Annotated in this window: 13 protein-coding genes; 9 read left to right on the top strand and 4 right to left on the bottom strand. The window is 35.5% G+C overall.

Going from position 1 to position 12,520, the window contains the following annotated elements; genetic code table 11:
* Positions 1-16 precede the first annotated feature (16 nt).
* From LD272_RS09405 to LD272_RS09425, 5 genes are all read left to right on the top strand, one after another.
* Positions 17-721, top strand: a complete 705-nt coding sequence (locus tag LD272_RS09405; protein WP_226036349.1) for an IspD/TarI family cytidylyltransferase — start codon at positions 17-19, stop codon at positions 719-721.
* The gene (locus tag LD272_RS09410; RefSeq protein ID WP_226036350.1) at positions 705-1,436 is read left to right on the top strand and encodes an SDR family oxidoreductase; all 732 of its coding nucleotides are present in this window, start codon (positions 705-707) and stop codon (positions 1,434-1,436) included. Before LD272_RS09405 ends, LD272_RS09410 begins: the two co-directional genes overlap by 17 nt.
* A gap of 41 nt (positions 1,437-1,477) precedes the next feature.
* A complete protein-coding gene (locus LD272_RS09415; protein WP_226036351.1) occupies positions 1,478-2,752 on the top strand; it encodes a CDP-glycerol glycerophosphotransferase family protein in 1,275 nt (424 codons plus the stop codon).
* Positions 2,753-2,925: 173 nt separating this feature from the next.
* Positions 2,926-4,092, top strand: coding sequence for a CDP-glycerol glycerophosphotransferase family protein (locus LD272_RS09420; RefSeq protein WP_226036352.1), 1,167 nt, complete (start codon positions 2,926-2,928; stop codon positions 4,090-4,092).
* A 202-nt stretch (positions 4,093-4,294) separates the two neighbouring features.
* A complete protein-coding gene (locus tag LD272_RS09425; protein ID WP_226036353.1) occupies positions 4,295-4,450 on the top strand; it encodes a bacteriocin immunity family protein in 156 nt (51 codons plus the stop codon).
* A gap of 82 nt (positions 4,451-4,532) precedes the next feature.
* Here the strand turns inward: LD272_RS09425 and LD272_RS09430 are convergent, their stop codons facing one another.
* Positions 4,533-4,721: a hypothetical protein gene (locus LD272_RS09430; protein ID WP_226036354.1), complete on the bottom strand. Its 189-nt coding sequence runs from the start codon at positions 4,719-4,721 to the stop codon at positions 4,533-4,535.
* A 331-nt stretch (positions 4,722-5,052) separates the two neighbouring features.
* On the opposite strand from LD272_RS09430, the gene LD272_RS09435 reads away from it, so the two are divergent.
* The 3 genes from LD272_RS09435 (at position 5,053) to LD272_RS09445 (ending at position 9,070) form a co-directional block, all read left to right on the top strand.
* Complete coding sequence (locus LD272_RS09435) at positions 5,053-6,219, top strand: nucleotide sugar dehydrogenase (RefSeq protein ID WP_226036355.1); 1,167 nt, start codon at positions 5,053-5,055, stop codon at positions 6,217-6,219.
* Between the two features lie 222 nt (positions 6,220-6,441).
* Positions 6,442-8,334, top strand: a complete 1,893-nt coding sequence (locus LD272_RS09440; RefSeq protein ID WP_226036356.1) for a S8 family serine peptidase — start codon at positions 6,442-6,444, stop codon at positions 8,332-8,334.
* Between the two features lie 61 nt (positions 8,335-8,395).
* Positions 8,396-9,070: a serine/threonine protein kinase gene (locus tag LD272_RS09445; RefSeq protein ID WP_226036357.1), complete on the top strand. Its 675-nt coding sequence runs from the start codon at positions 8,396-8,398 to the stop codon at positions 9,068-9,070.
* Positions 9,071-9,106: 36 nt separating this feature from the next.
* Here LD272_RS09445 and LD272_RS09450 read toward each other — a convergent pair whose 3' ends face one another.
* Positions 9,107-10,090, bottom strand: a complete 984-nt coding sequence (locus tag LD272_RS09450; RefSeq protein ID WP_226036358.1) for a phage baseplate protein — start codon at positions 10,088-10,090, stop codon at positions 9,107-9,109.
* A 99-nt stretch (positions 10,091-10,189) separates the two neighbouring features.
* The gene (gene corA / locus LD272_RS09455) at positions 10,190-11,137 is read right to left on the bottom strand and encodes a magnesium/cobalt transporter CorA (protein ID WP_226036359.1); all 948 of its coding nucleotides are present in this window, start codon (positions 11,135-11,137) and stop codon (positions 10,190-10,192) included.
* A 266-nt stretch (positions 11,138-11,403) separates the two neighbouring features.
* Between corA and LD272_RS09460 the strand changes: the two genes are divergently transcribed.
* Entirely contained in the window at positions 11,404-11,697 is a 294-nt protein-coding gene (locus LD272_RS09460; protein ID WP_226036360.1) for a DNA-binding protein, read from the top strand.
* A 169-nt stretch (positions 11,698-11,866) separates the two neighbouring features.
* Here the strand turns inward: LD272_RS09460 and LD272_RS09465 are convergent, their stop codons facing one another.
* The gene (locus LD272_RS09465; RefSeq protein ID WP_226036361.1) at positions 11,867-12,022 is read right to left on the bottom strand and encodes a DUF1540 domain-containing protein; all 156 of its coding nucleotides are present in this window, start codon (positions 12,020-12,022) and stop codon (positions 11,867-11,869) included.
* Positions 12,023-12,520 lie beyond the last annotated feature (498 nt).

Raw genomic sequence — 12,520 nt, forward strand, 5'->3', positions numbered from 1 at the left:
AATATGAGGTGATTGTATGGGTAATGTTAGTTGTATTTTGTTATCTGGCGGTATTGGGACTCGAATGAAATTAGCAACACCGAAGCAGTTCTTGTTAGTTGGTGGAAAACCACTCTTAGTCCATGTGCTTGAGCGTATTGATACAATCGAAGAAATTAACGAGATAATTATTCCATCACCGAAAGACTATATGAAACATACGGAGGAAGTATTAAATAATTTTGGATTTAGTACGCCGATTCGTTGTATAGAAGGTGGAGCAACTAGACAAGAATCTGTCTGTAAAGGATTGTTGGAAGTTTCAAATGAACAATCAATTATTCATGAGGCAGTTCGGCCATTTGTAACAAGGGAAGAATTTGTAGAACTTATTCAAAATCAAGATGAAGCGGCTATTTTTGGCCTAGATATACCATTTACGGTATTGGGAGGTAATGATTATATCGAAGAGAATTTAGAACGCAATTACCTCATAAATGTACAACTTCCACAGAGATTCCCTACAGAAAAACTATTAGCTGCACATTTGAATGCTACATCAAAAGGACTTTCCTTTACTGATGATGCTAGTCTTTATTTTGATTTTTACAAATCAAGGGTGAAAGTAATAAAAGGAAGCGAATATAATTTAAAAATCACTAATCCTATTGATAGAAACATAGCTGAGGTTATTTATAAAGAATACATACTTGGGGGGAATGGCAATGTCTACAATGTCTAAAACATGTATCATTTCAGGGGCAAGTAGAGGTATTGGGAGATCGATTGCTATTGCTCTCAGTAATAGACAGGATATTACTAACTTTATAATCGTGTCACGCACAGAGGATGGATTACAAGAAACAGCTCAACTGATGAATCCTACCAAGAATGTGGTGTACTATGCAATGGATTTAACGGATTATGAAGCAGTGCAAGAGCTGATTGAAACAGTTGGTGAACGATATGGTAGTATTGATTATCTTCTAAACGTAGCGGGATATGCCGAGCCTAAATCGTTGTTAGAAACGTCAGTAGAGAACTGGGAAATGACCTATAAAGTAAATGTTCACTCTATTTTCTTTCTGACAAAAGAAGTCGTTAGATTCATGAAAAAAACCGGTGGGAAGATTCTCAATGTTGCCTCTACAGCTGGGAGTAGTCCTCGCCCGGGTTGGTTGGCATACTCTTCGTCAAAAGCAGCTATTATAAGTATGTCGCAAACATTATCAGATGAACTATCTGAGTATGGAATATTAGTTTATTGTATTTCACCAGGTCGCTGTGCAACGGAGTTAAGACGAGCGCTAGCACCAGACGAAGATCAAAGTACGATTATGCAACCGGAACACGTTGCGGAAATAGTTGATAATTTATTATCTGATAACGGTATTTGTTTGGATGGACAAGATATCACTGTACGTAAACAAATGACTAAAGTATCGAGCTCGAAATAAGTTTCATTTTTTATAAATGACTGAAGGGGTAATTAAAACAGATGTATATAAATGAATATCAATTCGATGTCATTCAAACAGTACTGCTTCTCATAATTTTAATATTTTTAATCACGAATCGGCTTAAGGTATTCATCAAATTGTTTAAGAGAACGATAATTATCTCCATCCATGGTTTTTCAAAACTATTTCCTAAATCAAATAGAATAGTCATATTTGGTTCGGAGAATGGAAATGGTTTTAGAGGTAATCCAATGTACATTTTCTTAGAGATGGTGAAAAATCCCGAAATCCGTTGTATTTGGATTGCCAAAAGTGAGTCAATTGTTCGTAACTTAAATGAACGAGGATATGAAGCATATTTAGCTAATTCACGACGAGGAATTTACTATCAACTAAGAGCAAGGTTAGCAATTCACTCTCATGCGATCAACGACGATTTTAACAATAGATTTTTAGGTGGTGTAATTTCCTATAATACTTGGCACGGGGTAGGACTTAAGAAGGTTTGGGGTGCGAATAAAAAGACGTATTCTTATAAAGTGATCAATGAAAAAAGCAGGCTGAAACGATTTTTCGGTATGTTAGTTGTTAGAACCAATCTAGGAAAAAAAAGCTATGTTGTATCAACAAGTGAAAAGGTAACTTCTTATTATCCTGAAACATTCTTAACGAGTAACAAGCGTATTTTAGAATTGGGACAGGTACGTAATGATGTTTTCTACCAGGAGACTGATGAGGATTTGCAAATACCAAAGTGGTACAAAGATAATAACGTGATCCTTTATATGCCTACACATCGAGGAAAAGGGAAATTGGATAGTAATGTAAATGAAGTCTTTAATTTTGAAGAATTGAACCATTTTTGTGAAGAAATGAATGTAAAATTTGTTTTTAAAAGACACATGTATAGTGAAGGAAATGTTCCGACACGGTATCAGAATATTATCGATATAAGTAATGAAACGTTCGATCCGCAGTTCTTATTAAAATATGCCGAAATGCTTGTGACAGATTATTCAAGTTGTTATACAGACTACTTATTATTAGATAGACCAGTTGTTTTTTATTGCTACGATTTAACTAACTATTTAAAGAGTTCTAATGAAATGTACCATGATTATTTTGATGTAACACCTGGTCCTAGACCAAAGGAATTTTCCGGGATGCTTGATGCTATTAAGGAAAGCCTGGAGAATCCGTCGATTTATGCGAATGAGCGAAAACGTGTTTTGAATATTTTCTATTCCAAACAGAATCAAGGTAAGGTGTTAGAAAAACAAGTGAATTATATTTATAACAATCTATTAAAGTAAACCGTTAATGAAGTAAGACATTATTCTTTTTTGGAGTTTCAAAGAATAATGCCTTTTCTTTTATCACTAGATAATTTAATTAACCTTCACTGATTGGTACAACTAAACATAAATGAAGTAAAGTGACAATGACTATTGCTTCACTTTGTTTATCTGTAAAGGATGAGATTATATTGAATCTTGTAAGGTTGGCGCCTACATTAGTAGTGAAATATCTTGTTATAATAATCTATAAGGTTATCTGTCTTTTTTTGAAAGTAAAACCAAATAAAATAACTTTCGCCTCTTATCGTGCAGAAGAGCTATCGGGCAATCTCTATTCTGTTTGGAATGAGATTAATTTAAACTACCCTCAATATGACTGTCACTTTGCTCTGAAAAAGTTTCACAGCTCTTTTTTAGGGAAGTTTGATTATGTTGTCCATATGGTAAAAGCAACTTATCATCTGGCAACTTCTGCTTATTTTATTATTGATGATTTTTATTTGCCTGCTTATATGATAAAGGTAAGAAAAAACACAGAGATTATCCAGTTGTGGCATGCAGCAGGTGCGCTAAAGAAATTTGGTTATAGTACGGTAGGTAAGTCATTTGGCCCAAGTATTGACTATTTAAAACATGTGAAAATCCATTCAAATTATTCATCGGTATTTGTTAGTTCATCCGAAGTAATACCATACTATGCAGAGGCATTTAATATTCCTTCTGAACGTATATATCCGTTTGGGACGCCAAGAACAGATACCTTTTTTTCTGCTAGCTTCAAGAAAATAACGGAATCAAACTTTTATAAAGAGTACCCAGAATTAAGAAATAAGAAAATCATATTATATGCACCTACATATCGCGGTAAAAGTCACTATCAAGCTGATTACGTAAGTCCAATAGATTTTGAGAAGATGGAAAAAGAGCTGAAGGATGACGGATATGCTTTAGTTGTTCATCTTCATCCTTATATGAAACCCGGAACAGACCTGATTGGTCAAAGTGGAGACTTTTTGTATCATGTTAGACAGAACTTTCATATACAGGAACTTTTAATAATGACCGATATTTTAATCACAGATTATTCAACAGTTTTTTTTGACTTTAGCTTACTAGAAAGGCCGATAGTCTTTTTTGCTGATGATATAGAAGACTATGTTGAGCAACGAGATTTCTACTATGACTACCAAGACTTAATTCCAGGTCCTTTGTTTAGTAAAACTAATCAGTTAACAGAATGTATTAAAAGTAAAAGGTTTGATCTTGGTAAAGTAAAAACTTTTAAAGACCGTTTTTTTGATTACCAAGATGGTAAGTCGACAGAAAGAATTGTCCAGTTCATTCTTAGGAAGTAAGAAAGGAAATTAAATGTTAAAGATAACCAATTATTTACAAATTGTTTGTTGTATGTTAAAGTGTATAAGTCTAATCTTTAATATACTTTAACAGTTTCAAACGGTTACATAAGTTGAAACTTAACAGGGAAATACGTGACTGAAAATCTTGAAAAGAAAAATTCTTAATATAATAGTAAAATTTTTATTGTGGAGGAAAAACATGCAAACGAAAGCAAATGATCGAGAACAGCTGAAAAGCATACTGACAAGTGTATATAATAAAGGCAACAATGGAGCATCTTTGCAAGATGTTATGAATGAATTAAAAAATGAGCTAACTAAAATAAATAGAGTTGCAACAGTATCTAGTAAGTAAATAAAAGAGACAAGCAAACGTATCAAACGTATGCTTGTCTCTTTTGTTTTTTGCTATAATAGCTGCTATTTATATATTGTAATTAATTATTCACTTTTGTTTTAAAGAGATTCGTAAATGGTACCGATACTTTCAATAAGAAAGCAAAATACCCTACAAGTACAATATTTGCAGTGTACTGCCAGTAGTGGTGAAATTCATAGATTTGCTGAAAGCTATCTGTCTCCCAAAAGATGACGATGGAAAATAACGCTAAATAAACGTATTTCAAAAAACACACCTCCAAATGAATATTGTAATTTATTTTCAGCAGAAATACTATACTTTTTTTATTATTTTCAAACTAATCCGCTTTTATTATTCTTTTGTAACAAAACCTTCCTATACAAACCTAACCACAACACTTCTCTAATAACACGAAAAAAAGTAAAACTATTGGCCTAATGATAAATTCTAGTCATCCAGAAACAATTCAACAAAGAAAGGAATACATTTGTGATAGTTAACATCTACTTATTACACAAAGTATCTTAAATAGACCGTTAAATTATTATCCAGATACTTTATAGGCAGGTAATTATACTCTTATGGAGAGGTGAAGAATGAAAATTGCAATAGCGGGTACGGGATATGTAGGTTTATCGAATGCAATTTTACTAGCTCAACAAAATGAGGTAGTTGCAATTGATATCGTTGAAGAAAAGGTAGATATGATAAATAGAAAAAAGTCACCAATTGTAGATAAGGAAATGGAAGAGTTTTTAACCACAAAAGAATTAAATCTTGTTGCTACAACAGATAAGAGTAAGGCATATGAAGAAGCGAAGTTTGTTATTATTGCTACCCCTACGGATTATGACCCTGAACGGAATTTTTTTAATACAGAAACTGTTGAAAGTGTAATAGATGATGTTCGGACAATTAATCCCAATGCTGTAGTGGTTATTAAATCGACGGTTCCAGTAGGATATACGAGAGACATTAAGAAAAAACTGCAAATCGATAATATTATTTTCTCACCAGAATTCCTTCGAGAGGGAAAGGCTTTATATGACAATTTATATCCATCAAGAATAGTTGTTGGCGAACAGTCCAAACGAGCAGAGGAATTTGCTGAGCTGTTGCTTAGTGGGGCAAACAAGAAGGATATCCCTGTTTTATTTACTGATTCAACCGAAGCAGAAGCAGTAAAGCTATTTTCGAATACATACTTAGCGCTTAGGGTGGCATTTTTCAATGAATTAGATACGTATGCAGAAGAAAAAGGATTAAACTCAAAACAAATTATCGAAGGTGTAGGTTTAGATCCGAGAATAGGTGATTATTATAATAACCCTTCATTCGGATACGGAGGATATTGTTTACCAAAAGATACAATGCAACTTCGGGCAAATTATCAAGATGTCCCTAATAATTTAATTAGTGCAATTGTAGAAGCAAATCATACTAGAAAAAATTTCATTTCCTCGAAAATTATTGAAAGAAACCCTTCTATAGTAGGGATATATAGACTTACAATGAAAACCAATTCTGATAATTTCAGAGCATCAGCAATACAAGGGATTATGAAAAGAATTAAAGCAAAAGGTATAGAATTAGTCATATTTGAGCCAGTGCTTGAAGATGACTTCTTTTATAATTCAAGAGTCATTAAAGATTTAGATGAATTTAAAAAAGTATCGGATGTCATCGTATCAAATAGACTGCATTCAGAACTAGTGGATGTTGAAGAAAAGGTATATACGAGAGATTTATATAGTAGAGATTAGATTAATGACAATCTTGTTTCAAACTAGCTTGTTAAAATTCCGATAAGACACCATAAGGTTTATAGCAATCGCTTGATTATAGAATTCTGAGTAATATCTCATACGAACTCTATAGGTAACCTGAACCAATTTGCTTGGAAGTCAATAAAAACGAGGACTTTCTACGACATTATCTGATAAAATTAATAGAAATTCAGATGAACTAGTAGAGGGGCGACATAGATGAAATACTATCGTCAGTTAACTCATATTGTGGTAATAGCCTTGTTAAGCTATCTGCTTATAAGTCCAACAAGTGCGAGTGGTGAGAGCCAGCAATCGACAGATGTTATTGTAGGCTACAGTAATGAACAAGGAAAAGAAGAGATAATAAATAATAGTATCGAAGTAATACATGAGTTTAAACATATCAATGCGGTTACTGTAACTATGCCGAAAAGTGTTTTAGCAAATTTAAGTGGAAATAAAAATATCACCTATATAGAAGAAAATATTTCTGTGAAACTATCAGAAGAAGATGTTGTGTCGGAAAAGGATCTAGGTAGAGAGATTGATAGTGAGTTGTATTGGAATATTGAAGCAATTGGTTCTACATTTGCTTGGGAAGAAGGATATACAGGTGAAGGTGTGAAGGTTGCTGTTATTGACACCGGTATTTCACCACACGAGGATTTAACTATTGCGGGAGGATTCTCAACTGTTGATTATACCACTGAGTGGTTGGACGATAACGGTCATGGTACACATATCGCCGGGATCATTGGATCTCTAAAGAATAATACAGGTGTTGTTGGTGTTGCCCCTAATGTTAGTCTTTATGCTGTAAAAGGGTTGGATGACCAGGGAGAAGGCAATATGACTGATTTAATAGAAGCGATCGACTGGTCTATTCAAAATGAGATGGATATAATTAATTTTTCTTTTGGTACAAAAAATGAAAGTGATGCATATAGAGCAATAACAGAAGAGGCGTATAATAACAATATTTTAATGGTCGGGTCTGGTGGTAATGATGGTAGCGATGTGCCAGTAACTTTTCCAGCAGCCTATCAAGATGTGATTGCTGTCTCAGCTGTAAACGAGGAGCTTCAAATTACTGAATTTTCTTCAGCTGGTGTTGAAATTGAGTTTGCTGCACCTGGAGTTAATGTGCTAAGCACGTCTCTAAATAATAGTTATGTGTACCGGGATGGTACATCGCAATCGGCTCCACATGTTACAGGTATGCTAGCACTTTTAAAACAAAAGTTCCCGGACATGACCAATAGAGAGTTGCGAGAAGAACTAAAGAACTATGTAGAGGATTTAGGAGAGCCTGGAAGAGATGTCTCGTTTGGTCACGGAGTGCTCAATTACAAGATGTCAGATAGACAGCCTCCTGCAGAAGTAACGGGCATATCGATCAGTGATGTCACTACGGAATCTTTTACCGCTGATTGGACACAGCCATCCGATTCCGATTTCAAAAAGACAAAAGTGTATTTAGATGATGAATTGCTAACTTTTACTCAAGAGGAAAATAAGTACACGTTTGATGGATTAATACCAAATACGGAGTACTCTTTGTCGTTTAAAACAGTCGATAACTTTGGGAATGAATCATCTGGAACTACCAAAGTGGTCCACACATTAGAGGTTGAAAAAAAGGAAGAAGCTGACAAAGAAAAAGAAGAAGAGAAAACAGATAAAGCTAACGATGAACCGACTGAAAATGAAAGTGAAGAAATAAATAAGAGTATAGATGATGTTAAGCCGAAAAAAGATACAAATGATAGTACTGAAAAAGAGAGTAGTAATAATACAGAAAATGTAAATAATTCTACTAGCAAAATGAACGCTACTGAACAAGCTGTTACTGTTCGGGAGTCATCACAATCGGGTGTCTCAGTGGAAGGTATTGATGAAGAAGAGTTGGATGAGGGTAGTACAGAAGCTGATGCGAGTGAAGATGTGGTAGAAGTTAGAGTTGACGATAATTCTAATGAGGATGAACAGGTTGATGAAGAGAACGAAAAACAAGAGAAAAGCGATTCGTTCTTTAGTATGATCGTGGACGCAATCAAACGTCTCTTTAAGTTAATTGGAAGTTTGTTTAGAAATCTGTTTTTTATCTAATCTTCATTTAGTAAAGATTCAATAAAATTCGCATGAAGTTAAAAAAGAGAGGTGCGTTCAGGTGAATAAAAGCTGGGAAAGCGCAATTGAGTCACTTTCCCAAATCTCGATTACTTCAAGTTCGAATAATGAACCTGTAATGATAGACGGTAGCTCTGAGGATCTTAGGTGTGTTGGTGTCGGGACAGATGCAGCTGTTTTTCAGTTCCTTCATGCCCCAGAGTATGCATTTAAACTATATGCGGATAGCAAATTTTCGAAGATAGAAATTGAGGAAAGTGTTTATGATGTTTTAGGTGATTCCACCTACTTTTCAAAGTGTTATGCCTCTTATGATAAATTTCTTGTCCTTAGTTATGAGGAGGGGGTTACTCTCTATGATTGTCTCCTCCAAGGCATTCATGTACCGGAACAGGTGATAGTAGATGTGGAGAAGGCGAGAGAGTATGTACGGGAAAAGGGATTAAATCCACGCGATATCCATTTGAAAAATATCTTACTACAAAACGGAAGAGCAAAGATTATTGATGTCTCGGAATATGTTCAGGCAGGAAATGATTTTCGTTGGGAACATTTGAAAAGTGCATACGAGTATTATCATCTTATTGATGGTAAGTCTGTACCGTATTGGTTATTAGAAGCGATTCGTAAATGGTATAACCAGTGGAATAAGTATGCTTATACCTTTGATGAGTTTATGAAGTATGTATTAAGGAATACAACCTTTAGAAAATAAACTAGAACACAACCATTCTGTTGTGTTCTAGTTCTATTACTTATTATTTGTGAACTTCAATCGATTATCCATCGAGTGATAGGCATATAGCTTGTTAATTCTTTTTGCTTTTTCGCCTGTTACAATTCCCGCGAATAATGATTTTGCAGCCGTTTTAGGGTCTGTATATAAGTAAATTCCTTCAGGTTCACTAAATTCTTTTTCGTATTCACCTGATGCTCCTTTACCAAAGCTAACTCTCATGCGTTTTTTAATAGCTTTCGTTTTTAAATCAAATAGGGTGATCTCACGGTCGTGGTTTACCGAGTTAGCATCTCCAGAATACCAGTAAAGGTCATCGCCATCTAAGGACATACCTTGGAAATATTCTAAATCTTGCGGGATAGAAATGGAATGAAGTACTTGGTTGATACCGTTTTTAATATCATCTAAATTCCGTATTTCAATTGTACTTGTTCCAGTTCCAACCCGAAAAGCAATTCGGTTATTTTTTTGCTCCGTAACTGGAAAAACATGCTCGCTCGTAAACGTATCGTACCTTGTTAAGGCTATTGAAGATGCAGTAAGTGTATTTCCTCCAACATATTTAAATCGAACGAGATCATGCCCTACCACATTTCCTGATTCATCTAATTTATCGTAGCTTGACCATATATATACATCCGTATCGCTATTTTCAATACCGAATGTTGTTCCATGTCCACCATTCTTTAGAACCATGCTATCAAGGTAAACCCCATCAATTGTATATCTGGATAATCGGTAACTTTCTGAGGGTTCGGATGAAGGAATTACCTGGGATACGTAAAGTTCATTCGTTGATTCGTTCATAACAAAACATTGCATGACAGTTATTTCTGGTAATGGAAGCTTCCCGTGGAAAGTTGGAGAAATGGTCGTGAAGTCAACATTTTTTAAAGAGCTATCAGACTCTGTAGTTTCGGCAGTTGTTTCGCTAGGCATCCCAAATAGTAATGAAAGAATAAAAAGCATAGAGCCTATTGAATGAATGATAACCAAAATAACACTCCTACTAAGAACGTTTTTCTTAGTATGGAATGTTTTTTAATTCTTTATTAGTGGGTTTTAATTAAACTGTTCATCGATCAATTATTCCACCTAGAACCAGCCCTTGCGCTTAAACCAAACATACATCATTCCAGCAAGCACCAGCATCACCGCTAGCACAATGAAATAGCCATATTGCCACTCTAGCTCGGGCATAAAAAGAAAGTTCATCCCATAAATCCCGGCGATAAATGTTAGTGGTGCGAAAATCGAGGTGATGATCGTTAATACTTTCATTACTTCATTCGTTTGGTGCGAGTTAATGGATAAGTAATTATCGCGGATATCATTAGTAATTTCGCGATTTGAAGCAACCATATCGGATAGTTTGAGTAGATGGTCGTATATATCAGCAAAGTATTCCTTACGCTGGTGGATTCCTTCTAAATGACTAGAGTTCAGCATCCTGTAAAATAGATCGCGAACAGGATTGATGGTATGGCGTAACCGAAGTAACTCATGCCTGAGATCAAACAGCTTATCTAGCAGAACATTCATCGGTTGATCATCAGGATTTTCCTCAACCTCGTCAAGCTCATCCTCAATCTCGTAAATAATCGGAAAGTAATGATCGACGATATTGTCTAATACTTCGTAAAAAACTCGGTATCTATCCCAATCAAATGTCTTCTCATTCTTGAGTAATCGCTCGCGTGTTTGATTAATTTCTTTAGAATCATTGTTGTGATAGGTTACGATGAAATCTTCTCCGATAAAGAAATCATGCTCCTGCTTTGATAGATCTGTTGGGTTAATGGCATGCATAACAAAGAAGGTGAAATCATCATAATAATCAAGTTTCGGTCGTTGAAGGCTCTGCATGCAATCTTCAATCGCCAATGGATGGAAGTGTAACTTTTCGTCTAGTAGTTTATTCTCGTCACTAGTTGGCTGACTGAAATCAATCCAGTACCAACTATAATCAATTGTCTGTAGCTCAACAATTGTGTTTAACATAATATTTTCTTTTTCATGAGTTATTGCAATAATTCGAATCATATATCATTGCCCCTTTATATGAATCAATTGCATAATTACCTTATGAAGCAATTGTCATCCGTATATAGTTTTAGGACGGTCTATCCCAACTATATGCGGATGACAATTGCAAGAAATCAGTAGTATGTAATTGACTTATATAATGAAGTTTAAATGAAAGTAACCTGATGAAGCAAGCAACAATTGTAGATGTCGTGATCCGATCATTAATACTTGAAACCATTTCCACATATAATCGTAAAAAGGACAAGGGGAGGATGGATACTATGACGAGTTTCTTTTGGATAGCGGCCGGTTTAGCGGCATTTGGATATTTTATTGGGGAAGGACTTAAGAATTTTGGTAATCCCGGGGCAGCATCATCGATATTAGATGATGGAGATGATCATCCTCAATTTATTAAACAGAGGGATTTGCATTGGCATATAAATATTGATAAACAAGACGTTGAATCATTTCTTGAAAAGTATCCAGATGTGCCGTGTACAGAGGTGAATGGAAATATCTATTTTCCATATAAAAAATTAATGGAATGGTTGATGAATAAAGAGGATTTTTAAACTTTCATTTTAATAAAGTAGGTGAAAAACAGAGACCCCTTTCCGGTGTGAATGTAACTTTTCAGGAGCTTTCCTGTTGATGTTGTTGTGCATAGTAAAACGATGTGAAGCAAGACCCGACCCCACCCATCGGCGCTGCTGGGGCCAGGCCCATTAAGAAGGGCTAAGCTTAGATGTTTGGCTCGAATGTTTGGCAGTCTGTTTCTTCTTGGCTGGACGCTTCTTTACCTCTGTGGCTGACCACGTAGATGGCATCCGCAGAGCATTTGTTACCCTTTGCCCAGTAATGACAGTTTTTTACCTCGCATAATACATCTTGAGCCATGCTTCACACCTCCTATAACTATAGAATTCCGATTTCAATAATAATCATTCATTATTTTAGGCAGAATTTTTTATGATTTAGTTCCAATTTGTGGAGGGAGAAAATGAACACGATTGGAATTATGTTAATCCGCGCGTGTTGCTAATACGTCGTAGTTGATAGAAACTGCGACGTAACGCTTGTCAGGATTTGCTTTCATCTGCACTAAATAAATCGAGGGCCGCTGAGTGAGAATAAAACCAGATTGAGTGCGCATTCCGGGTCGCTGAGTGAGAATAAAACCAGGTTGAGTGCGCATTCCGGGACGCCGAGTGAGAATAAATCCAGGTTGAGTGCTCATTCCGGGACGCCGAGTGAGAATAAATCCAGATTGAGTGCGCATTCCGGGCCGCCGAGTGAGAATAAATCCAGGTTGAGTGCGCATTCCGGGTCGCTGAGTGAGAATAAAACCAGATTGAGTGCGCATTCCGGGACGCCGATTCAGCACTCAACTCTTAG

The organism is Aquibacillus saliphilus, from assembly GCF_020404745.1.
Lineage (GTDB): Bacteria > Bacillota > Bacilli > Bacillales > Amphibacillaceae > Aquibacillus > Aquibacillus saliphilus.

What these genes read in the sequence shown, in the direction of transcription:
- LD272_RS09405 (WP_226036349.1), top strand. Translation starts at nt 17, where the DNA reads ATGGGTAATGTTAGTTGTATTTTGTTATCTGGCGGTATTGGGACTCGA.
- corA (WP_226036359.1), bottom strand. Translation starts at nt 11,137, where the DNA reads ATGATTCGAATTATTGCAATAACTCATGAAAAAGAAAATATTATGTTA.
- LD272_RS09460 (WP_226036360.1), top strand. Translation starts at nt 11,404, where the DNA reads ATGACGAGTTTCTTTTGGATAGCGGCCGGTTTAGCGGCATTTGGATAT.
- LD272_RS09465 (WP_226036361.1), bottom strand. Translation starts at nt 12,022, where the DNA reads ATGGCTCAAGATGTATTATGCGAGGTAAAAAACTGTCATTACTGGGCA.
- LD272_RS09425 (WP_226036353.1), top strand. Translation starts at nt 4,295, where the DNA reads ATGCAAACGAAAGCAAATGATCGAGAACAGCTGAAAAGCATACTGACA.
- LD272_RS09415 (WP_226036351.1), top strand. Translation starts at nt 1,478, where the DNA reads ATGTATATAAATGAATATCAATTCGATGTCATTCAAACAGTACTGCTT.
- LD272_RS09440 (WP_226036356.1), top strand. Translation starts at nt 6,442, where the DNA reads ATGAAATACTATCGTCAGTTAACTCATATTGTGGTAATAGCCTTGTTA.
- LD272_RS09410 (WP_226036350.1), top strand. Translation starts at nt 705, where the DNA reads ATGTCTACAATGTCTAAAACATGTATCATTTCAGGGGCAAGTAGAGGT.
- LD272_RS09435 (WP_226036355.1), top strand. Translation starts at nt 5,053, where the DNA reads ATGAAAATTGCAATAGCGGGTACGGGATATGTAGGTTTATCGAATGCA.